The sequence below is a fragment of the Streptococcus porcorum genome (genome assembly GCF_053203725.1).
This window is the reverse complement of the sequence record NZ_JBRUDG010000016.1, coordinates 13,190-35,589: the sequence shown is the minus strand read 5'-3', so window position 1 is coordinate 35,589 and position 22,400 is coordinate 13,190. Positions and strand designations below refer to the sequence as shown.

General features: G+C 39.3%; 21 protein-coding genes. 1 reads left to right on the top strand and 20 read right to left on the bottom strand.

Annotation, left to right across the window (positions count from 1 at the left end):
- Positions 1–232 precede the first annotated feature (232 nt).
- The 19 genes from ACVRWY_RS05695 to rplK all read right to left on the bottom strand — a co-directional run bounded on the left by ACVRWY_RS05695 (position 233) and on the right by rplK (position 19,420).
- Positions 233–6,379, bottom strand: a complete 6,147-nt coding sequence (locus tag ACVRWY_RS05695) for a MucBP domain-containing protein (protein ID WP_354368896.1) — start codon at positions 6,377–6,379, stop codon at positions 233–235.
- Between the two features lie 227 nt (positions 6,380–6,606).
- Positions 6,607–7,074, bottom strand: a complete 468-nt coding sequence (smpB, locus tag ACVRWY_RS05690; RefSeq protein ID WP_354368898.1) for an SsrA-binding protein SmpB — start codon at positions 7,072–7,074, stop codon at positions 6,607–6,609.
- Complete coding sequence (gene rnr, locus ACVRWY_RS05685) at positions 7,037–9,364, bottom strand: ribonuclease R (RefSeq protein ID WP_354368900.1); 2,328 nt, start codon at positions 9,362–9,364, stop codon at positions 7,037–7,039. Before rnr ends, smpB begins: the two co-directional genes overlap by 38 nt.
- 54 nt (positions 9,365–9,418) lie before the next feature.
- Positions 9,419–9,655, bottom strand: coding sequence for a preprotein translocase subunit SecG (gene secG / locus ACVRWY_RS05680; RefSeq protein ID WP_354368902.1), 237 nt, complete (start codon positions 9,653–9,655; stop codon positions 9,419–9,421).
- Between the two features lie 46 nt (positions 9,656–9,701).
- Positions 9,702–9,848: a 50S ribosomal protein L33 gene (gene rpmG / locus ACVRWY_RS05675; protein WP_354368904.1), complete on the bottom strand. Its 147-nt coding sequence runs from the start codon at positions 9,846–9,848 to the stop codon at positions 9,702–9,704.
- A 3-nt stretch (positions 9,849–9,851) separates the two neighbouring features.
- Positions 9,852–10,460, bottom strand: a complete 609-nt coding sequence (gene coaE, locus ACVRWY_RS05670; RefSeq protein WP_354368960.1) for a dephospho-CoA kinase — start codon at positions 10,458–10,460, stop codon at positions 9,852–9,854.
- Positions 10,457–11,278, bottom strand: coding sequence for a DNA-formamidopyrimidine glycosylase (gene mutM, locus ACVRWY_RS05665; RefSeq protein ID WP_354368906.1), 822 nt, complete (start codon positions 11,276–11,278; stop codon positions 10,457–10,459). Before mutM ends, coaE begins: the two co-directional genes overlap by 4 nt.
- Before the next feature lie 91 nt (positions 11,279–11,369).
- Positions 11,370–12,269: a GTPase Era gene (era, locus tag ACVRWY_RS05660; protein ID WP_354368908.1), complete on the bottom strand. Its 900-nt coding sequence runs from the start codon at positions 12,267–12,269 to the stop codon at positions 11,370–11,372.
- 111 nt (positions 12,270–12,380) lie between these two features.
- A complete protein-coding gene (gene dagK, locus ACVRWY_RS05655) occupies positions 12,381–12,785 on the bottom strand; it encodes a diacylglycerol kinase (RefSeq protein WP_354368910.1) in 405 nt (134 codons plus the stop codon).
- Positions 12,766–13,263 carry an rRNA maturation RNase YbeY gene (ybeY, locus tag ACVRWY_RS05650; RefSeq protein ID WP_354368912.1) on the bottom strand — a complete coding sequence of 166 codons (498 nt, stop codon included), beginning with the start codon at positions 13,261–13,263 and terminating at the stop codon, positions 12,766–12,768. Before ybeY ends, dagK begins: the two co-directional genes overlap by 20 nt.
- Positions 13,264–13,425: 162 nt before the next feature.
- Positions 13,426–14,442 (bottom strand): PhoH family protein, encoded by a 1,017-nt coding sequence (locus tag ACVRWY_RS05645; RefSeq protein WP_354368914.1) that lies wholly within the window; start codon positions 14,440–14,442, stop codon positions 13,426–13,428.
- Positions 14,443–14,518: 76 nt separating this feature from the next.
- Positions 14,519–14,734, bottom strand: a complete 216-nt coding sequence (locus ACVRWY_RS05640; protein WP_354368916.1) for a YozE family protein — start codon at positions 14,732–14,734, stop codon at positions 14,519–14,521.
- Positions 14,731–15,240 (bottom strand): peptide-methionine (S)-S-oxide reductase MsrA, encoded by a 510-nt coding sequence (msrA, locus tag ACVRWY_RS05635; protein WP_354368918.1) that lies wholly within the window; start codon positions 15,238–15,240, stop codon positions 14,731–14,733. Before msrA ends, ACVRWY_RS05640 begins: the two co-directional genes overlap by 4 nt.
- 99 nt (positions 15,241–15,339) lie before the next feature.
- Complete coding sequence (locus ACVRWY_RS05630) at positions 15,340–15,795, bottom strand: DUF1801 domain-containing protein (RefSeq protein WP_354368920.1); 456 nt, start codon at positions 15,793–15,795, stop codon at positions 15,340–15,342.
- Between the two features lie 2 nt (positions 15,796–15,797).
- Positions 15,798–16,655, bottom strand: coding sequence for an RNA-binding virulence regulatory protein CvfB (gene cvfB / locus ACVRWY_RS05625; RefSeq protein WP_354368922.1), 858 nt, complete (start codon positions 16,653–16,655; stop codon positions 15,798–15,800).
- A 100-nt stretch (positions 16,656–16,755) separates the two neighbouring features.
- A complete protein-coding gene (gene frr, locus ACVRWY_RS05620) occupies positions 16,756–17,313 on the bottom strand; it encodes a ribosome recycling factor (protein WP_354368924.1) in 558 nt (185 codons plus the stop codon).
- Positions 17,314–17,323: 10 nt separating this feature from the next.
- Positions 17,324–18,055 (bottom strand): UMP kinase, encoded by a 732-nt coding sequence (gene pyrH / locus ACVRWY_RS05615; protein WP_354368926.1) that lies wholly within the window; start codon positions 18,053–18,055, stop codon positions 17,324–17,326.
- 149 nt (positions 18,056–18,204) lie between these two features.
- On the bottom strand, positions 18,205–18,894 hold the full coding sequence (gene rplA / locus ACVRWY_RS05610; protein WP_354368928.1) for a 50S ribosomal protein L1: 690 nt from the start codon (positions 18,892–18,894) through the stop codon (positions 18,205–18,207).
- A 100-nt stretch (positions 18,895–18,994) separates the two neighbouring features.
- Positions 18,995–19,420, bottom strand: a complete 426-nt coding sequence (rplK, locus tag ACVRWY_RS05605) for a 50S ribosomal protein L11 (protein WP_354368929.1) — start codon at positions 19,418–19,420, stop codon at positions 18,995–18,997.
- Positions 19,421–19,586: 166 nt separating this feature from the next.
- Here rplK and ACVRWY_RS05600 point away from each other — a divergent pair, with 166 nt between their 5' ends.
- Positions 19,587–19,940, top strand: a complete 354-nt coding sequence (locus ACVRWY_RS05600) for a DUF3397 family protein (RefSeq protein ID WP_354368930.1) — start codon at positions 19,587–19,589, stop codon at positions 19,938–19,940.
- A gap of 48 nt (positions 19,941–19,988) precedes the next feature.
- Here ACVRWY_RS05600 and ACVRWY_RS05595 read toward each other — a convergent pair whose 3' ends face one another.
- Positions 19,989–22,328 (bottom strand): DNA translocase FtsK, encoded by a 2,340-nt coding sequence (locus ACVRWY_RS05595; protein WP_354368931.1) that lies wholly within the window; start codon positions 22,326–22,328, stop codon positions 19,989–19,991.
- Positions 22,329–22,400 lie beyond the last annotated feature (72 nt).

Sequence of the window (22,400 nt, the reverse complement as noted above, 5' to 3'; positions counted from 1 at the left end):
GTTTCAGGAACTTTGAAAACTTTAAAAAACGGATTTTGATTGGCTTGAACATAAAGAAAGAGAGAACGAAGTTCGTCCTCTCTAGGTGTTAGCTTTTCATCTACCCACTACAGTTGACAAAGAGCCCTTTTCATCTACCCACTACAGTTGACAAAGAGCCAAAAAGACAAACATCAATCGAGATGTTTGTCTTCATTCTGAAGAGACAATATGCCTCTTTTTATTGTTACAATTAGTCTTCTTTACGACGACGTTTTGCAGCAAGTCCAAGTGATGCAAGGATCATGCTTGCTCCCATAGCTGCAACAGATGCTGAGTTATCTTCACCTGTGTTTGGAAGAGTTTCTGCAACATAAGTTGGTTTAGCTGGTGCTTCTGGCTTAGCAGGAGCACCTGGTTTAGCTGGTGTTTCTGGTTTAACTGGAACACCTGGCTGAACTGGAGCTTTTGGATCAACAGGAGTAACTGGTGTTACTGGATCTGTTGGATCTTCTGGGGTAACTGGGTCAGTTGGGTCAACAGGAGTAACAACTTTACGGTAGATGTGAGTAGTGTTACCATTCTCATCTGTAATAGTCTTACCTGTGAACTCATAACCTGGGATTGACTTGTTAGGTGTTGTACCTTCTTCTTGCGGTGCAATTGGGTTACCGTCTTCGTCAACGTGGTTTGTTACAACCTTCTTAGCAGGTGTTTCTACTTTACGGTAAACGTAAGTTACTTCAGTAGTCTTACCACCTTCAACTGTACCTGTTTCTGAACCTTCCACACGAACAAGCTCATAAGTTGTACCATCTTCTGTAGTGATAGTGTTTGGCTTGTTGTCAGTTGTGTCATAAGACTTACCTGCTGGAGCGTCTGTTTCGTCTTGAACAGATGCCTTAATGACTGTACCATCTTCAGTCACATAGTTCACCACAACATTACCGTTTTGAACGTAAGGGATTGGTGTGTCGATACCTGACTCGTCTGGAGTTGGTGGCACATAACCCTTGTTTGGATCTGTTGGATCAACTGGTTTCAATGGTTCGTTGGTCTTAGGATCTACTGGTGTGTAGCCTGGAACGTGTGGAATTGATGGAACTTCACCACCTGGGTAAGGTGTTGTTGGATCAATTGGCTTATCTGGGTTAGTTGGATCGAATGGGTAAGGGATTACTGGGTTAACTGGAGTTGGATTCTCTGGTGTTGCAGGAATTTGTGGAACCCAGTTAGCGACTTTCTTATACACATAAGTAATCTCAATTGTCTTACCAGCTTCTACTGAACCATCTTCTGTACCAATTGTCTTAGACGGAATCAAGACATAACGTGAACCATCTTCTGTAACAATCTCTGTTGGTTTGTTATCTGTTGTTGTGTAAGACTTACCTGGTTCAGCGTTTTCTTCGTCTGTTACAGTAGCCTTGATCACTGTTCCATCTTCTGTGATGTAGTGAACGATAACATTTCCAGCTTTTTCGTAAACGTATTGAACAGTTGTTGTACCTTCTACAACTTCACCTGTTGTTGAAGCTGAAGTGTCTTTCACTTCTTTGTAGTAGTAAACTGTACCGTCTGCTGTTGTGATGGTGTTTGGTTTGTGGTCTTCATCAGTGTTGTATGCTGTACCTGTTGATGTTGATGGGGTATCAACTTCTTTAGTATCTACAGCTTCACCTGAGTCAGATAGACCTGAAATCAAGTTACCTTCTGTATCGTAGTACTCAACTACAACGTCACCTTTCACTTCTTCGTATACATAAGTGATTGATGTTGTACCTTCTACAACGTCACCAGTCTCGTTACCTTGTGTAAGAGTTGGCACGATACGGTATGTCTTACCGTCTTCTGTTGTGATTGTTGTTGGTTTGTGGTCTGTTGTGTCGTACGGTGTACCTGTTGATGTAGATGGTGTGTCTTCAACTGGTTGCTTGATCACTGTACCGTCAGTTGTGATGTAGTTAACAACAACGTTACCTTTCACTTCTTCATAAACGTAAGTGATTTCTTTTGTTGTACCTGCTTCAACTGTACCTGTTGTTGAATCAACGCCTGTTGCAGTACCATTACCAACTGAAGTCAAGTTGTTATCATCTGAAACTGTACCAACGTTATAAGTACCTGCTGGAACAAGTTTGTAAGTCTTACCATCTGCTGTTGTGATAGTTGTTGGCTTGTTATCAGCTGTAGTGTACTCAGTACCAGCTTTTTCGTTTGTTTCGTCAGCTACTGGTGCTTGAATTGGATTACCATCTGTATCAACATAGTTAACGTTAACAGAGCCAGCTTTTTCATAAACGTATTGAACAGTTGTTGTACCTTCTACAACAGTACCATCTTCAGCTGCTGAAGTTGATTTCACTTCTTTGTAGTAGTAAACTGTACCGTCTGCTGTTGTGATTGTTGCTGGTTTTTGATCCAAGGTGTTGTATGGTGTACCTGTTGATGATGTTGGTGTATCAACTACAGTTGTAGCGATGACATTACCATCTGTATCGTAGTACTCAACGACAACGTCACCTTTCACTTCTTCGTAAACGTAAGTGATTTCTTTTGTTGTACCTGCTTCAACTGTACCTGTTACTGAATCAACACCTGTTGCAGTACCGTTGCCAGCTGCTGTCAAGTTGTTATCGTCTGAAACTGTACCTACGTTGTAAGTTCCTGCTGGAACAAGTCGGTACAATTTGCCATCTGCTGTAGCAATTGTTTCAGGTTTGTTATCAACAAGAGTGTCATAGTCTGAACCTGGTTTACCATCCGTCACATCCGCAACTGGGGCAATTAGTGGGTTACCATCTGTATCAACATAGTTAACATTAACGCTACCAGCTTTTTCATAGATGTAAGTAACTTCAGTTGTACCTTCTACAACTTTACCAGTTTCATTGTCACCAGCTTTAACTTCTTTGTAGTAGTAGACATCTCCAGTTTCATCGTTAACGATTTTCTCTGGTTTGTTATCAGTTGTGTTGTAGTCTGTACCTGTGTCAGACGTTGGTGTATCCGTCACATCAGATGAAATTGTGTTACCTTCAGTATCAACGTAATGAACAATAACATCACCTTCAACCAACTTGTAAACATAAGTAATTTCTTGTGTTTCACCAGCAACAACTTCACCAGTCTCATCACCTTGTGTCGCGGCTGGAACAAGTTGATAGATTTTACCATCAGCGGTTGTGATTGTATTAGGTTTAAGGTCAGTAGTATCGTAGCCTGTGCCTGCTTTAGTGTAAGCAGTATCTGTTACAGTACTATCTGTTTGAGTACCAGCATCTGTTAATCCTGAGATTGGGTTACCATTTTCATCAACATAGTGAACAATAACATCGCCACCTTTTTGGTAAACGTATGTAATCTCTTTTGTAGCACCAGACTCAACTGTACCAGTTGTTGTATCAACACCTGTTGCAGTACCGTTACCAGCTGCAGTCAAGTTGTTATCGTCTGAAACTGTACCAACAGCGTAGTCAGCAGCTGGGGCTAGGAAGTAAACTGTGCCATCTGCAGCTGTAATTGTTTCTGGTTTGTTGTCAGCTGTATCATAATCTGATCCTGGTTGACCATTTGTCACATCTGCTACTGGTGCTTGAAGTGGGTTACCATCTGTATCAACATAGTTAACGTTGACTGAACCAGCTTTTTCGTAGACATAAGTTAATTGTTTAACAGTATCTGTTTTAATGGTTCCAGTTTCTGCATCAATTTTCTCATTTGCACGATAATCTGTATCAGTGGTGTCATCTACAACTGGGTGAAGGTTTGCAGCTGTGGTATCAATTTCTTTATAGTAGTAAACTGTACCGTCAGCAGCAGTGATACTTTCGTAACGAACTGATGTTGTATCGTAAGCTGAATCTGTATCGCCATGACCTACAACAACATTCTTATCAGCAACTGTAGAACCATCTGCAGCTGTGAAGTCTGTAAGGACTGTACCATCTTCAGTGATGTAGTAAACTTCTACGCCACCTTTTTCAGTGTACCAGTAACGTACGTGTTGTTCGTTCTTAGTGTTAGCATTACGTAAGGTTTGCTCAAGACCACCGACATCCCAACGTGTATCTGTTTCACTATCTGTCAAACGAGTCTCAGTTGTTGACGTGTGATAGTTATAACCGAAGTAAAGGACACCTTCTGGATGCTCTGTTGCTGAAAGTGGACCTGTCGAAATGGTAATTCCATCAACTCCCGTTTTCCCATCTTGATAGATTCCAGGTACAAACTCATTATTTGGCTTCGAATAGTCCCAAATGATAGGTGTAAGCACATTACCATCTGCATCTACATAGTTGCCATCTGCATCTGTCTTGTAGATTTTGTTGTAATTAACAGTGTAAATCGTACCATCCTTACCAGTTACCATGGTATCTGTGGTGCTTGCAACTGAAATAGTTGCACCAGAAGTAGTCTTGATTGTTGTCTTATCATCACTCAAAGTACCTAGCACATCACCATTGGCATCTAGGACTTGAATCTCAGTGCTTTCAAGAACTAACTTATCTGCTTCATAAAACTTAGAAGAGAACGTTCCTTCTTTTGAGTTATAACCTTGAGGGGCGATAACTTCTGTTGTGAACATCAACTTGAAATACTCAGGGAAGTCTGAGATAGTTGCATTGTTCATATTATTCTTATAGAAAGTTGCCCAATCTGGATTGTTTGGATCCAACATGTAGGTTTGGATTTGAATAGAACCATCTACATCCGTGATTGTAATCATACGTGCTTCATTCCAGTTACCACGAAGGACAACGTACTGTGTACCAACCACATAGTCAGAAGCTAATGTACCGGAAGTTACTGTAGGAAGTTCTGACTCAATCAATTCATAGTTATCAAAGTCGATAGCACCTGCGATATGGAAGGCATCACCAGTCAAACCACCTGTTTGAGTGTGTTTTGCCAACAATTCACGAACGCGACCAGTTGCTGCATTTTCTTTAACAAAGTAAGAAGTCGTTTGAGTAGTTGAACCTGCTACAAGGAATGTTGTTTCTGTAAATGGAATACCTACACGACTTGATTCCAATTTACTGTAAACAATGGCATTTCGGTTATTACCATTACTATTGCTCAAAGCAATGTTTCTGGTAGTTCCACCATTAGCAGTTTGAACAGTGTAAGTAAATCCATAAGTAACTGGGCGTGCAGCAGTTTCAAGAACTTTCAACTCATCAAAGTTATTTTTTTCTCCTGGTTTCAACTCAATAGTGTTAACAACCGTACTTCCGCTATCAGTTTTCTCAACTAATTTTGCATAAACTACATCATTCGCTTCACGTTCAGCCTTATCGGTTGAAACTGAGAAAGTGATATAGTAGTTTTTACCAGCCCAGTCATTGAACCCTTGATCATCACCTGCTACTGTATCCAGATTAAGTATCAAGAAGGTATCGCGATTAGCATCTTGATCGGCAATATAACCATCAGGGATATTCTTATTTCCTTCTGTGATTACTGCTTCTTGGTCTGCTACCGGAAGACCTGAGTTTGCAGCTTTCACAGGATCTGGGATGTCCCACACACCATCTTGTGCATAGTAGACAGAATTTGCGTTTGAAGTATCAATAGTTGTGGTGCCATCAGTAGATGTTGTCGTATCCAACAATGCTACAATATCACCATTGACAAAGTACTTACGCAATTCCAAAGCAAGTGCTTCAACATTTGTACGAACAGCTGTGATTTGTGCGTTAACTTCGTCAAATGTTGCAAGCGCATTGTTAAATGTCACTGTTGCCTCTGTGGCAACCAATTTTGTTGCTTCTGCTGCTGTTTGAAGAGCTGTAGCATCTTCTGTTGAGTTTGCTGCTTGACGGCTAGCTTCTTGTGCTAAAACTTCTGCTTCTGAGATTACCTGCTCAAGAACAGTTTTTGCCTCTTCAACAGTTGTTGGTGTTGAAGCTGTGTTACTTGCTGTTTCAGATGCTGTTGAAGCTGTTGTGCTTGTTGCTTCTGAAGTAGCTTCTGTACTTGTTGCAGCTGATTCTGATGTTGCTGCTTCTGAGCTTGTTGAAGCTTCTGATGTTGTTGAAGTAGCTTCTGTACTTGTTGCAGCTGATTCTGATGTTGCTGAAGTAGCTTCTGTACTTGTTGCAGCTGATTCTGAGCTTGTTGAAGCTTCTGATGCTGTTGAAGTAGCTTCTGTGCTAGTTGCCGTTGGGGCTTCTGAAGTCGTGCTACTGCTATCTCCTGTGCTTGAAGCTGCTGTTTGTGGCTCTGATACTGCTGTATCATCCGCTGATACGACAGCTCCTCCTCCTAAAAACATAAAAGCTGCAATCGCAACAGATGCTACACCGACATTAAATTTACGAATCGAATAACGGAAACGTTTGTCAGTTGCGGCTTCTTGTTGACGGCGAAGCTTTGCCTTTTTCTTGTCTAACATTGAGTAATGCTCCTTTATTTTTTTAATCTCCAATTCAACCTGAATCAGAGCTTACAGATTTATTTTACCTATTTCATATAGGATTTGCAACTAATTCGCATCGCATTTAACAATTTTAGTATTATTTTTGATTTATTTTAATAACAATGTGTTTTTTTAAAAAAATAAGAGATAGATTAAAACAACAAATCAGCCACACATCTTGCATGGCTGAGTCATCTCATTAGCTATCTCTGATTATAAGCTTTAATCTGACGTTTGATATCACGATCGAGTTCACGACGTTTAATGGATTCACGTTTATCATAATCATGCTTCCCTTTAGCCAGTCCTAAAAGAACCTTGGCAAAGCCATCTTTCAGATAAACTTTCAAAGGAACTAAGGTCATACCAGTTCCTTTTAACTCATTAGAAAGTTTTTCAATTTCTCTTTTTTTCAACAATAGCTTTCTGGTACGATCTGGATCTTGATTCCAAATATTGCCTTGCTCATAAGGGGTAATGTGGACATTATTTAACCAAGCTTCTCCATTTTTAATCTGAGCAAAGCCATCTTTCAAAGTTATACGAGCTGCACGAACACTTTTTATTTCAGTTCCTGTCAGTACAATTCCTGCTTCATAGGTATCCACAATCGTATAGTCATGTCTTGCTTTTTTATTTTGAGCGACGACGTTTCCTTGACCCTTTACCATGCTTTCCTCCTTTCTTCATGGCCTCTTTATAAAAAGGTTTTTTGCTCTTTTCTTTAGAAAAAGATTTTCCTTTTTGCTTTGAACCATGTGTTTGTTTTGATTTTTCAGACTTCCTTGCTTTTCCTCTTCCTTTACGAACTGATTTTTCAACGACATCATACTCACTAGGAAGATATATAAAGTCAATGTCTCCTGTTTCTTTATCTGCTTTGGTTAATTGTACCTTGATCTGTTGACCAGCTCTAAAGACGACTCCTGACTTTTCACCTTCTAGTGACATCATACGCTCATTATAATGATAATATTCTGGGAGATTTGTAATGTGAATAAGCCCTTCAATCGTGTTTGGCAACTCGACAAAAAGACCAAACTTCACCACACTTGAAACCACACCTTCAAACTCTTGTCCAACAAACTCTTCCATATATTCAGCTTTTTTCATAGCCTCAACCACGCGCTCTGCATCAATAGCACGTCTTTCTAAGCTTGAGGTTTCCTTGGCAATCTCTGGAATACGGTGATGAAAATGCTCAATCTTCTCAGCTGTTACTTGGTTGTACTCACGAATCATACGGTGGACTAATAGATCAGGATAACGACGAATAGGGCTAGTAAAGTGAGTGTAAAATTCTGCAGCGAGACCATAATGCCCATGATTGTGCTCAGAGTATCTAGCTTGTTGCATCGAACGCAACAACATCATAGAAAGAACATCACTACCTGGTTGTCCTTCAAGTGCTTTCATAAAGTCTTGAAGTGCCCCTTGTGTCACTTTATTGGCTGTTCCTTGGACTTTCATCCCAAAAACACTCGCATAATCGATAAATTTTTGTAACTTTTCAGCCTTTGGCTCCTCGTGAATACGATAAATAAAGGGAAGATTTTTCTTAGCAAAATGCTCTGCCACACACTCATTTGCCGCTAGCATAAAGGACTCAATCATCCGCTCTGCCACACCACGCTGTCTGAGCTTTATATCCACTGGCCGCCCCTTATCATCGACAATAATCTTAGCTTCTGAGGTATCAAAATTTAAGGCGCCACGTTTTTCACGCATCTTCTCTAAAATCTGATGCAATTTTGCCATCAGATGAAGACTAGGTACAATCGTTTCATATTGCACCGTCAAAGCCTCATCACCAGCTAAGATTTTATTGACGTCACTATAAGTCATCCGAAAACTCGTCTTAATCACCGTTTGAGTAATCTGGTAATTCACCACGCGCCCATGATGATCAATTTCCATAATAGCTGACTGAGTTAGGCGATCAACATTGGGATTAAGCGAGCAAATACCATTTGACAGACGCTCAGGAAGCATGGGAACAACACGATCAGTCACATAGACACTGGTCCCACGCGCCAGAGCTTCATGGTCTAGTGCTGAATTTTCCTTCACATAATAAGAAACATCTGCGATATGAACACCTAACTCCATATTGCCATTTTCTAAGCTTTTGATATGGACAGCATCATCTAAATCTTTAGCATCTGCTCCATCGATAGTAAAGGTTACCTCTTCTCTCAGATCAACGCGCCCCATATAATCTTTTTCAAGGGGATAATCTGGTACTTGATTAGCTTCAGCAAGAACAGCATCAGGGAAAGTTGAGACAATATCCATAGACTCTAGAACTTCTAACACATCGATTCCTGTATCACCTTGGTGACCGATGATGTCCCGAACAGCTCCAACAAAATAATCATGCTTTTTAGTGGGATATTTTTCAATATCAACCTTAATAATCTCTGTGCCATCTAAAACAACAGGTTCTTTTCTAATATAGATTCTCTGTGTAATTTTTTGATTTTTACTCTTGATGTAACCTGCATACTTAGGCTTTTCGTCATCTAAGACAAATTTTCCTACCACCGTTTTCAAGGCATGGTCCACAATTCTAACCACACGGGCTTCCGCAGCTGTGCCGTTTAAACGATTGGCCACTTTTTTGATGGCAACTTCAACAGTATCTCCATCAATCGCATGCCCCACATCATTTCTTCCTACAAAGAGATCTTCCTCAGCATCATCAATGGACACAAAACCAAAACCTGCTTTATTTGCTCGAAAGATCCCTTGAAGAGTCACTTCTTCTTTTTTAGACTTTTTCTCTTTCAGAGAAATATCGCCATTGTCATCAAAGGAAATCAACCCCTTACTTTCCATAGATGAAATCGTCTTAATTAGATCACGAAAGCCCGTTGAACTCGCTAAATCTAAGGCTTTAGCAAGATCATCAACGCTAGATTTCCCTTCTTCTTTTAAATAGTTTAAAATATCTTCTTTCATTTTTTCCTTTCAATTCTGAAAAAAAATGAGCCAGACATAGTCAGAGCCCACTTCTTATCTACTTGATAATACGGCAAGTGCCAAAGCAATCGCCAACCACAAAAATACCAAAATTGCTGTAAAACGTTGCATCACAGCTTCAAAACCACGTGCTTTTGTTCGTTCAAAAAGTGCTTCTGAGCCAGAGCTATCAAAGACATTACTACTTGGATTTTTTTGAGGTTGCATAAAGATTGCAATAATTAAAATCACTGATAAAACCAAAAGTGATGTCAGTAATAAATCGTACATATTATTTCCCTCCACTATCGTCCTTAGTAGTCTATCATAAATTAGATTAACTTTCAAGGTGAAGGGTTACTTTTCTTTCCTTGGGACAGTATTTAGGCACTGAAATTTTTTCAGGATGATTTTGTTTATTTTTACTGGTGAGGTAGTTTTTACTCCCACATTCTGAACACTTGAGGTTAATTTTAACACGCAAGGTCTAATCCTTCTTCCTTTCTAAAAGTTGCAAAAGCAGAGCTTTCACTTGATTTTCTAATTGCACAAGATCGCCTCTATTGTCAATCACCTCATCTGCTAAGACTTTCTTATCTTCTAGAGGCATCTGAAAAGATAAGCGTTTGAGAGCCTCTTCTTTTGAAAAACCATTGCGCTTCATCAAGCGTTTCACTTGGCTTTCGTGATCGACATAGACCAGCCAAATCACATCAAACCACTCTCCAAAATCTTTTTCAAACAAAAGGGGAATATCCATAAAAACAAGGGAATGCTCTTTTAAAGCTCTTTCCTTTTCATCCCATAATGCTTGACGAATGATACGATCTTGAAGACGAGCTGACTTTTCTTGATGAAAAGGACTTGAAAAAATTAACTGTGCTAACTTTTGACGATCAAGTTCCCCTGATGGCAACAAAATCTCATCACCAAAAGCTTCTACAAGGGCTTGATACAGGTGCCCACCTTGTTTTTGGAGATCATGGACCAACTGGTCCGCATCAATGACGAGATAACCTTTCTCTCGTAAGATAGTCGTAACCGTTGATTTTCCAGAAGCAATCCCCCCTGTAAGTCCAATGAGTGTTGATTTCATAGTTGCTGACAAGAGGGACAAAAATGACTCCCTCTTCCTCCTACTTTTATTTTTTCAATGGGGCTTGCACACCTAGGACAAGGTTGACCGAGCTTATCATAAACCTGATGGTAGTCTTGCATCGTGCCATTATCACCAAAAGCATTTTGATAAGTCCGAATAGTTGAGCCACCTTTTTCAATCCCTAACTGTAAGATACGGATAATCTCTTTCCGCAAGATTTTTACCTCTAGAGGTGACAAGGTTTTACTGAGGCGTTCGGGATGAAGTTTAGCGGCAAATAAGACCTCATCTACATAGATATTCCCTAGTCCTGCCACTAAGCTTTGCTCTAAAAGATAGGGTTTAAGTTTCTTTGATGAAGAAGCCAGCGCTTTTTGAAATGGACCTAACAAAAAATCCTCTTCTGTTGGTTCTGGACCAATATGCTTTTTTTGAAAATAGCTTGGCAACTCATTTGTTGCCATGACTTCCATAGTCCCAAACTTTCGCACATCTTGATAGACCAAGCGCAGTCCACTATCAAGCTCGAAAAAAACATGACAATGCTTGTTAGCAGACTCCCCGTTTTTTAACAGAAAATACTTTCCTTCCATGCGAAGATGCGAAACCATAGCCACATCACCAAAATCAAAAATCAGGTATTTCCCACGACGTTTCACCTCTAAAATCGTTAAACCCACAAGTGTAGTTTGAAAGGTTTTCACATCAGACTTAACAATACCTGCATAAGTCAGATGCACCGCTTTAATGCGACAACCTCTAATCTGTTGATTTAAACCTTGTTTTACAATTTCGACCTCAGGTAATTCTGGCACGTCACTTCACCTCATTTTACTCATTCTGACTCGTCAAGCATGGATGACATGAACAAGCTATCAAGTTCATTTTAGAGAGCACGTTCTCTTTCTAATATTCCTTTTCGTTATAACCAAAATCAGCAAGATCTAACTTTTTATCTCGCCAATTTTTCTTCACCTTAACCCAAGTTTCAAGAAAAACCTTATCACCTAGCATGATTTCAATATCTCGACGTGCCATAGAACCAATCTTTTTAAGCATACCGCCACCTTTACCGATGATAATGCCTTTTTGACTATCACGCTCAACCATAATCGTCGCACGGATATGAACCTTATCAGTCTCTTCATCACGCTTCATGGAATCTACCACAACTGCAACAGAGTGGGGCACTTCTTGCTGGGTCAGATGGAGCACTTTTTCTCGAATCATCTCAGACACTAAAAAACGCTCTGGATGATCCGTAATCATATCTTCTGGGAAATACTGAAAACCTTCTTCGAGATGATCAGATAAGATCTCCATCAAACGATTGACATTATTTCCCTGAGTGGCAGAGATAGGAACAATCTCTTTAAAGTCCATTTGACTTCTAAAATCATCAATCTGCTCTAATAATTGATCTGGATGGACCTTATCAATTTTATTAATAACTAGGATAACAGGGACCTTAGCTGCTTTTAAGCGCTGGATGATCATGTCATCACCTTTTCCTCGTGCTTCATCAGCGGGCACCATAAAAATAACCGTATCCACTTCACGCAATGTACTATAAGCAGACTCCACCATAAAATCACCTAGTGCAGTCTTAGGTTTGTGGATGCCAGGAGTATCAATAAACACAATCTGCTCCTCAGCAGTGGTATAGATTCCCATAATTTTATTACGCGTTGTCTGCGCCTTGTCACTCATGATGGCAATTTTTTGTCCCATCACATAATTTAAAAATGTAGATTTCCCAACATTAGGACGACCTAAAATCGCCACAAAACCAGATTTAAATACCATCTAAAATACCACGTCCATCAAATACTTATTCGCTTTGATGGTTCTTCCTTTCTCTAAAAAACAAGAACATACTGATAAAAGACCACATCTCAGGTCTTTATAACATTCTCTTTATCCAAACAATAGCGTCCAAACTTTCGGCACAAAAATAATAAGCCCCGTGATAAAGGCATAACCTGAAACCACCAGTACCGCACCTGCTGCCATGTCTTTAGCATTTTTTGCCAGCATAGAAAAATGGTAATTTGATGCCAAATCCACAACATTTTCAATAGCTGAATTAATGATTTCAAACGTGATCACTAAAAAAATACTATTTAATAAAAATAGCCACTCTACAGCTGACACACGAAAAATCAAGCCTGCTATCACAGCCAAAACAGCTGATATAGCATGCTTTTTCATATTACGTTCTTCTTTAAAGGCCGTAAAAATCCCTGTGATGGCAAACTCTAGGCTATCTGATAAATTTCTATTTTTCCACTTCTTTTGTGGATTATTGTCGCGTAAGTCCATAGGCAGTTAAAATCTCTTCTTGTAAACCAAACATCTCTTTTTCTTCTTCAGGTGTATAGTGATCATAACCATTGATATGTAAAAAGCCATGAACCGCTAAAAAGCCCATCTCTCGCTCAAAACTATGACCATACTCTTTCGCCTGTTCTCGTGCCTTATCAATCGAAATAAATAACTCACCAATATAGCTATCAAACTCTGACATCATCTCAAGTAAGTCTGGGTTATCCGCTAAATCCTCCTCATCAAATGTGATGGGAACTTCTGGTTTATATTCTAGGCTGATCACATCTGTTGGGCGATCCGTATCACGATATTCTAGGTTTAGGGTATGGCTACGCTCGTTAGTCACAAACGTCACTGCCATCTCTTTATCTTCTTTGCCAGTTTTTTCTGCAGCAAAATTCAGTATATCTAAGGTCTGTTGCTTCATCTCTTCAGAAAGCTGCCCTGTTTCATCTATTAATTCAATATACATTACTTAATCTTCTTTCACAGTTTCATTTACCCTATTATAGCATAAAAAGGCTGAAATAGTCACTCCAGCCTTTATCTTGTTAGCCTAACGCCTCTTTTCTTAACAATTGACAAATCTTTAATTTCATTTAGAGCCCCTTAGCTTACTGCCACCTGATGCTCATTATTTTTGATCATTTCCTAGCTGGCCAATCGTTTCAAAACTAGCCTTGTCAGGTCTATCTGCACTAGAAGTTTCATAGGCATTGATAACCGCTGCTACAACAGGGTGACGAACAACGTCCTTACTTGAAAAGTGAACAAAATCAATTTGCGTAATTCCTTTTAACTTTTCTTTAGCATCAATTAAACCAGACTTTACATTTCTTGGTAAATCAATCTGACTAACATCCCCATTCACAATCATCTTAGAATTAAAACCAAGACGCGTCAAAAACATCTTCATCTGCATAATAGTGGTATTTTGCGCTTCATCTAAAATAACAAAAGCATCTTCCAAGGTTCGACCACGCATATATGCTAGAGGAGCTATCTCGATAATTTCTCGCTCCATCAAACGATTAGTTTGCTCTTTTCCTAAAATCTGATAAAGGGCATCATAGACGGGGCGAAGATAAGGATCAACTTTTTCCTTTAGATCACCTGGTAGAAAACCTAGACTTTCTCCTGCTTCAACGGCTGGACGTGTTAAAATAATCCGTTTGACCTGTCCACGTTTGAGTGCTGTAACCGCCAAGGTGACCGCTAAAAAGGTCTTGCCTGTTCCTGCTGGGCCAATCCCAAAAACAATATCATGGTTTTTGACACTATCCACATAAACTTTTTGCCCCAAGGTCTTAACACGAATCGGCTTGCCATACGAATCTTTAATAATTTCCTCTTCATAAAGGGCAACAAACTTATCAATCTCATGGTTTTTAGCCATTGAAATCGCCGTCACGGCATCTGCAGTCCCAATCAACATCCCACGACTAACCAAAACAAGCAAGGCTTCAATAACCTGTCTAGCCATCTCAACATCTTGTTCCTCTAAGCCGATAATCTGAACACGCTCCACTCTGGCATGAATGGTCACTCCTAGTTCAGCCTCAATCAATTTTAAATGACGTTCATTTGTTCCAAATAAACTTAAGACGTCATCAGGATGCTTCAAGATGACATCGATAGAATAATTTTGCAAAGCCAAACTCCTTTAGTCTAAATCACTTACTCTATTATAACAAAAAAATCTCTCAAATCGGAGATTTTCTCTGGGCTTAATGGGCTAAATACTCTTCCCAAATCTGATCAAAATCACTCATCGGAAAAGAAAAACTGGCTTTCTCTTCTAAAAATCGACTCACTTCGTCAAAATCATCACTTTGTTTTGGAAAGTCATATTCTGAAAAAACATGGTCAGCTAAAAGGGCTACAGGGGCATGACTTTTGGGATTACGTTGCGTCATTAGCCAAGTATAAAAAGATTTTCTCATTGCCACTTCCTCTCTAGAAATTCTCGACGACGTTGGCTCGATAAAGCATAACGTTCTGGATTTTTACGATAAAAGGCCTGATGGTAATCCTCTGCCACATAAAATGGACAAGCAGGCTCTATCTTGGTCACAAGAGGTCGATCAAATCGACCAGACGCTTCTAATGCTAACTTTGATTCTTCTGCAATACGCTTTTGCTCTTTTGAAGTATAAAAAATAACTGGTCGATAATTATCTCCACGATCTTCAAACTGGCCAAAAGCATCCGTTGGATCAGTTTGCGCCCAATAGATTTCCACCAAATCGGCATACGAAATTTTTTCTGGATCAAAAATGATTTCCACAGCTTCTGTATGACCTGTAGTCTTTGTACAGACCTGTTCATAAGTGGGGTTTTCCACATGTCCACCTGTGTAACCTGACCGAACAGACAAAATTCCCTCCAATGTTTCAAAAGGTTTTACCATGCACCAAAAACAACCACCTGCAAAAATCGCTCTTTCCATAGACCAGACTCCTTCAAATTTTTTAGCATTATACCATATTTCCGCATTCTTGTCAGAAAAATCAAATAGGTAAAATGCTAAACTAGGTTTGACATATCCTTAAGACTGCTGATTCTGATTTTTTAGATGGTTTTTTTCATACAAGGCAATATAATCTGAGACTGTCAATCGGCTGGCTAACTCTCCCATTAGGGCAAAAGGGATGTGCTTTGGATTTTTCAGTCTCACACAAGATTTTCCCATATCTAGTTTTGTCGATACCTGGGACTGATAAGCTTCTTTGAACCAATTTTCCAAATCTTTGTCCATGTAAAGCCCCATGTGGTAGAGGGAAATACCATTTTTTTGAGAGGCTAAGGATAAAAAAGGAAGCGGAGTATCTTTTCCAACATGATAACCTTGTGGATAAAAATCAAGTGGAACTTGATAATGAATGAAACGCTTATCCACAGTCTCCACAAATCCTTTTGGTAAATGGGTGATGATTTCTTGACGTAACTTTAAAAAAGCTTCTCGTCGCTCATCTGGAACTTGCCTTAAAAATTGATCCAGCATCATTAATCGACTAATTCTGTTCCAAAAGGATCTTGCTTAATTTTTTTAGCTTTCATCAACCCACCTAAAGCTTTCTTAAATTGACCTTTAGAGATACCAAAAGTAGCCTTAATGTCTTCTGGGCTAGACTTATCATTTAAAGTCATAAAACCACCATTACTCTCAAGGTAGGTTAAAATCATCTGTGCATCATTTTCTAACATCTCAAAGGAACGTGGTTTCAAAGAAAGATTTAAAGTACGATCAACTTCTCTAAATCCAATCACACGTGCCGTCACTTCCTCTCCTAGTCTTGGCTCAGAAAAACGCTCACTAGGGTGAATAAAACCTAGCATATTATTATCTGGTAAATACACAAAGGTACCACTTAATTTCAAACGATAAACAATAGCACGAAGATTTTGATTTTGCATATTGTCATAGGCTTTTCCTGCCAGTTTTTGAAACACTTCTAGTTCTGCTGGAATAGCCCAGATACGCTCTTTTTTATCCACTTCTAAGCGCACATAAAGTTGGTCGCCTTTTTTAGGCCACAACTCTTTCATCTCAGGTAAAAGGTCTAAAGACACGACAACCTGTTTATCTGGAAGACCTGTATCTACAAAGACTCCTAAATCTCGACGCACCTCTGTGACTTGTCCCCAACCATAGGTGGTTTGAGTGGCTGACACTTCTTTTGTTGTTAAACGTAACTTTTGTTTCATATCTGAGTAGGCAAACCCTTGAACCATATCTCCAAGTTGATGCTCTCCTTCTTCTTTAGAAAGCGCAAAGGTTAGGCCGTCTTTTTGAACAAAATAATAAGTTTTGTTTTCATCTGTAATCATCCCTGTTAGGACTGTTGCTAATAATGTTTTCATCTTTTTCTTTCCCTGGTTTAAAACCCAAAAAAACGAGCAACTGGTTGACGCTAACTAGGACGATCCCGTTGTTCGTTTTATTTTCTACTTTTAAGTGATCTTAGACTTCTAACAATTCTTTTTCTTTGTTAGCCGTCATGCCATCAATATGCTTCACAGCTTCATCTGTAGCTTTTTGAATCTCTTTCTCAAGAGCTTTCAACTCATCTTCTGTGATTTCTTTATTTTTTTCTTGCTTTTTAGCTTCATCCATAGCATCACGACGGATATTACGGATAGCAACTTTAGCATTTTCCCCAACTTTTTTCACATCTTTTGCTAAATCACGACGTGTTTCTTCTGTTAGAGCTGGAATAACCAAACGAACAACTGATCCGTCATTTGCTGGGTTAATCCCTAAATCTGACTCATTGATCGCACGTTCGATTTCTTTTAAGACAGACTTGTCAAATGGCGTAATCAAGATAACACGTGCTTCTGGAATGGTGATAGAAGCTAACTGGTTCAGTGGTGTCATGGCACCATAGTACTCAACTTGAATACGATCTAAAAGACTTGCGTTAGCACGGCCAGCGCGAATGCTTCCAAATTCGCGTGCAAGAGCATGATGTGATTGCTCGAATCTTTCTTTAGCTTTTTCAATAATAGCGTTTGCCATTTCTTACTCCTTATTCTGAAATATTATTTGTTACGGTAGTTCCAATATGCTCACCCAAAACAACACGTTTGATGTTGCCTGGCTCGTTTAAGTTAAAGACTACCAAATCGATATCATTATCCATAGACAAAGAACTTGCCGTAGAATCCATAATCTTAAGCCCACGTTTTAACACTTCCATATGCGTTAACTCATCAAATTTGTAAGCATCTGCATTTTTACGTGGATCGTCATTATAGACTCCATCAACACCATTTTTCCCCATCAAGATAGCATCTGCCTCAATTTCTGCCGCACGAAGAGCAGATGTCGTGTCTGTTGAAAAATAAGGTGAACCGACACCAGCAGCAAAGATGACAATACGATCTTTTTCCAAGTGACGAAGCGCACGCCCACGAACATAAGGCTCTGCTACTTGATTCATTGGAATAGCAGTTTGAACACGTGTGTCAACCCCCTCACGTTGAAGAGCATCAGCCATGACCAAAGCATTCATCACTGTTCCAAGCATTCCTGTATAGTCTGCTTGAACACGATCCATACCAGCTGCTGCAGCTGGCTCACCACGCCAAAGGTTGCCCCCTCCGATAACAAGAGCAATTTGGACGCCAGAATCTTTTACATCTTTAATCTCTGCAGCAATTTCTTGAACTGTAGGGATGTCAATGCCAACTCCTTTAGAGCCTGCCAAAGCTTCACCCGATAGTTTAATTAAAACACGCTTATATTTTGGTTCTACCATTTTTTTACTCCTTATTTTATCTGTACTATTTTATCATAAAATTACCTTTTTAGGTAGGTGAAAACCCAAAATCTTTAGCTTTTGGAAAAATTATTTTTCTGATCAAACCATATAAAAAGAAGAGCCTCCTAGACTCTTCTTTCTTTTCATTAAAGTGAGTTAACGTCAACCTTAATTCCAACACCTTGAGTAGTTGTAATTGTAAGGTTTGTGACATAAGTTCCTTTAGCTGTAGCTGGCTTAGCTTTTTGGATTGTATCGTTAAAGGCTTTGAAGTTTTCAACCAATTTGTCTGCTTCAAATGATACTTTACCAATGATAGCTTGTACGTTACCTGCTTTATCAGCACGGTAAGTAATTTTACCACCTTTAGATTCTTCAACTGCTTTAGTAACATCCATTGTTACTGTACCAGTTTTAGGGTTTGGCATCAAGTTACGTGGTCCAAGGACACGTCCAAGACGACCAACAACAGCCATCATATCTGGTGTTGCAATAACAACGTCAAAGTCAAGCCATCCACCGTTGATTTTTTCAACAAGATCTTCTTCACCAACGAAGTCTGCACCTGCTGCTTTAGCTTCTTCAGCTTTAGCACCACGAGCAAAAACAAGAACGCGTGAAGTTTTACCAGTACCGTTTGGCAATACCATTGCACCACGGATTTGTTGGTCAGCTTTTTTAACGTCGATGTTAAGGTTGTAGGCAACTTCTACTGTTGCATCAAATTTTGCAAAGTTTAATTCTTTTGAAAGTGCTACAGCTTCTTCTACGCTGTAAGCTTTTGTGCTGTCGATTTTTTCAAGAGCAGCACGCAATTGTTTGCTTTTTTTAGCCATTTTAAAATTCTCCTTGTAATGTGGTTATATCGATTTTCATCTCCCACGTCACCCATCAAATTACGATGAGGTCATGCGGGTCTTGGGTTGTTACGTTAAATTAGTCAGTAACAGTGAATCCCATAGAACGAGCAGTACCCTCGATCATACGCATTGCAGCTTCAACTGACGCAGCGTTCAAATCTGGCATTTTAGTTTCAGCAATTTCTTGTACTTGTGCACGAGTAACTGTTGCAACTTTAGTTTTGTTTGGCTCACCTGAACCTTTTTCAACACCTGCAGCTTTTTTCAAAAGAACAGCAGCTGGTGGTGTTTTTGTGATGAAGTCAAATGACTTATCTTCATAAACTGAGATAACAACTGGGATGATCATACCAGCTTGATCAGCTGTACGAGCGTTAAACTCTTTAGTGAATCCCATGATGTTGATTCCTGCTTGACCAAGTGCTGGTCCAACTGGTGGAGCTGGTGTTGCTTTACCAGCAGGAATTTGAAGTTTTACGATGTTTTCGACTTTTTTAGCCATGATATAAAATCCTCCTGTTGTGGTTCTTTCGGTAATTGAAATATTTTTACCTCCCACAGATATGCTCAAATAGCATACTGGAATAGTATAACGCAGTTCAATAAATAATGCAAGTTTTTTTAACAAATGATTTACATTCTTTTGTCTTTGCTATACAATAAAAATCATGGATATGTATAAATTACTTGCGATTGTCTTTATTTTTTTGACATTAGCCTTCACTTATGTTCTTGTATCGATTTTTAAATTAAGGCGGTTTGATCTCAATGCGGCTGACCTAGCTCTTCCTTTATATGCTCTAGAGTTGGTCTTAGTATCTGGACATTTTTTTGTCCATCATTACTTACCTTTTTATGCCATTTTGATGTCTCTACTTGCTCTTATCTTAACCATCTATCAAGTACGCACAACACAACGCTTTCATTTCAGAGCCTTCTTTAAATTTTTTTGGAGATTTGGCTTTTTTGTCACATTAGCAGCTTACATTATGACAGTACTTGCTGTATTTTTAATGGGATGATTCGATCATAAAAAAGCTAAAATAGGCAAGCTCCTATTTTAGCTTTTTTTATTTTGTCATTAAGACTTTGCGTGGTTTAGTTCCCTCAGCAGGACCGATAACTCCTGCCTCTTCAAGTTCTTCCATTAATCTAGTAGCACGATTAAAACCAACAGATAGGCGACGCTGTAACATGGAGGCACTCGCTTTTTGTGTCTCAAGCACCAAATTCTTAGCTTCTTCAAATAAGGGGTCTCCCTCACTTGAACTACCGCCACCAGTATCAGTATCTGGGACATCCCCAGGATCAAAACTGTCATCATAGTCAGCTTCAGCTTGATTTTTAATAAAACCAACAATGCGTTCCACATCATCATCTGAGATAAAGGAACCTTGCAATCGAACAGGATGATTTTCATCAATCGGTTTAAAAAGCATGTCACCTCGACCTAAAAGTTTTTCAGCCCCATTTTCATCTAAAATAGTACGGCTGTCTGTCCCACTGGAGACAGCAAAAGCAATTCGTGAAGGAACATTGGCTTTGATCAGACCTGAAATAACATCCACTGACGGGCGCTGAGTTGCTAAAATCATGTGAATCCCCGCTGCACGTGCCTTTTGTCCCAAACGGATAATGGCATCTTCAACTTCTTTACTGGCTACCATCATCAAGTCTGCCAACTCATCCACAATAACCACCAATAGGGGCAAGGGAATATGTTTCGTCTCAGATTGAGCATTAAAGTCCTCAACCTTAGCATTGTAACCTGCAATATTTCTAACACCAAAATGGCTAAACAGTTCGTAGCGATTTTCCATCTCATCAACAACTTTTTGAAGTGCCTTACTAGCTTTTCTAGGATTGGTGACAACTGGAATTAAGAGATGGGGGATATCATTATAAACTGATAACTCAACCATTTTAGGATCAATCATCATAAATTTAACTTGATCAGGTCTAGCCTTCATCAAGATACTAGAAATAATGCCATTTACTGCTACAGATTTCCCCGATCCTGTTGATCCCGCTACCAATAAGTGTGGCATGCGAGCAAGGTCAAAGGAACGACTACTTCCGTTAACAGCCTTACCAAGCGGAACCTCAAGTAGCTTATTCGGATCAGTCTTAGATTGCTCCCAAAGTTCTCTGAAACTAACGGTCGCAATTTCTGAGTTAGGCACTTCAATTCCTACTAGAGACTTCCCTGGAATTGGTGCTTCTATACGAACATCTTTGGCTGCTAAAGCCAAGGCCAAATCATCTGCTAAATTGGAAATCCGGTTGACACGAACACCGACAGCCGGCTTCACTTCATACTTGGTGACAGAAGGACCAATCTCAGCCCTCTCCACTGTCGCTTTAATCCCAAAGCTATTAAACGTTTCTTCCAAAACCCTGATATTTTCACGTACCAGCTTCTTCTCTTTACTTTGATTTTTAGGTTTATCTGGCGCAAATAGATCAATACTAGGTAAATGATAAAGAAGATGCTGCTTAGGAGTGAAGTCAACCTCCACATCATGACCATCTCTCTCGTCAACTGGCTCTAATTGAGGAACTTGGGAAAAGTCCTCTGGTGGCATGGTATCTTCCAAACCTTCTAAATCATAGCTGACAATTTCTGGCTCAACTCTAACTGGCTCCTCTTTAACAGGTTCATCAAGGATCTCCCCTGTTTCCATATCAACCCTGGCCAAGCGTTGCTCTTGTTCTAACTCTTCTTTTTCTTGTAAAAGCTGAGCTGCTTTTTCTGCTCTTTTGGCTTCCTTTTCTTCTCTTTTAATAAAGCGTTCTTGCTTTCTCAGCTCACGCCGTGCTAAATAGCTCTGCCATTTTTCCACAAGCCACAAATTAGCATCATAAATATCCACAGGAAAAAGAGCAAAAACACCTAAAAGTAAGAGTAAACCTCCAATAATAAAGCTTCCGACATTAGAAAAAAGAAAGGAGACCGGTTTATACAATAAGGCTCCTAACATTCCACCCCCTGCAAAACTTTTGACAGTGAAGTGAGCCAAATCATCCATGATGACATAGGCTGTTGTTGTAAAAATGTCTTGATCTCTATTTTGTTCTAAGGCAAAAAAATAAGCATGGTAAATCAGCAACAACCCTAAAAATGTTAGTAAGCTCGCCAATAATAAGGACTCATGCTTTCTAAATAATTTAAAACCATAAAGATACACCCCTAGCCACAACATCAACGGGTAAGCCAAACTACCAACCAAAAATCGGATAATATTATAAACTGTAACACCAAAAATACCTAATTGAAAAAGAGCAAAAAAAAGGATTAATGATAATCCCAAAGTTAACAAAAAACGTTGCAATGCTTTTTGACGTATTTTCTCTTCCTTGGTCATCTTTTTTTTAGTCGTTTTACGGGAACTTTTCTTCTTAGTACTCATAGTACCATTATACCATGTTTTAATTTTTTTGGAGAAGTCCTCTTGGTATGATAAAATAGAAAGAACCAATGG